Genomic DNA, 968 nt, shown 5'->3' with positions numbered 1-968 from the left:
GTTATTGACCGGTATCGATCACTTGATAGAACTGGGAGTGACACATGTACATCTTCTTCCTTCCTCTGATTATGCTTCTATCGACGAAACAAAACTGGAAGAAAACCACTATAACTGGGGATATGATCCGGCGAATTATAATGTGCCGGATGGCTCTTATTCAACTGATCCTTATCAACCTGCCACTCGTGTGAAAGAGTTCAAACAAATGGTACAAGCACTGCATAGAGCTGGTATCCGTGTGATAATGGATATGGTTTATAATCATACTTTTAATACCGTTGAAAGTAATTTTGAACGTACTGTTCCCGGTTATTTTTATCGTCAGAAAGAAGACGGGACATTGGCAAATGGTTCCGGATGCGGTAATGAGACGGCAAGTGAACGCCCTATGATGCGCAAGTTTATGATAGAGTCCGTTCTTTATTGGATAAAAGAATATCATATTGACGGTTTCCGTTTTGACTTGATGGGAGTGCATGATATTGAAACCATGAATGAGATCCGGAAAGCGGTGAACAAGGTTGATCCTACCATTTGTATTTATGGAGAAGGTTGGGCAGCCGACACTCCCCAATATCCGGCAGATTCGTTGGCAATGAAAGGGAATGTTTCCCACATGCCGGGAATTGCCGTATTCTCGGATGAATTGCGTGATGGGCTTTGCGGACCTGTGTGGAAAAAGGAGAAAGGGGCTTTCCTCGCCGGAGTTCCGGGAGCAGAAATGAGTGTTAAATTCGGAATTGTGGGTGCTATTGAGCATCCGCAAGTACGGTGTGATTCTGTTAATTATAGTCAGAAACCGTGGGCGGAGCAGCCTACCCAGATGATTAGCTACGTTTCCTGCCATGACGGTTTGTGCCTTGTTGATCGCTTGAAAGCAAGTATGCCGGGCGTTACTCCCGAGCAACTGGTCCGGCTTGATAAGCTTGCGCAGACGGTAGTCTTCACTTCGCAAGGTATTCCTT

At 45.2% G+C, this 968-nt stretch carries 1 protein-coding gene; it reads left to right on the top strand.

Features of this window, described 5'->3' with window-relative positions:
- Positions 1 to 968, top strand: a 968-nt coding sequence (locus AB5935_RS28110; RefSeq protein ID WP_368328117.1) for an alpha-amylase family glycosyl hydrolase, incomplete at both ends; no start/stop codon positions are given.

This window comes from Phocaeicola sp. RTP21198st1_B8_RTP21198_201120 (genome assembly GCF_040929485.1).
Classification (GTDB): domain Bacteria; phylum Bacteroidota; class Bacteroidia; order Bacteroidales; family Bacteroidaceae; genus Phocaeicola; species Phocaeicola dorei.
The sequence above is the reverse complement of the archived record's forward strand: the minus strand, read 5'-3'. Positions and strand labels throughout refer to the sequence as shown.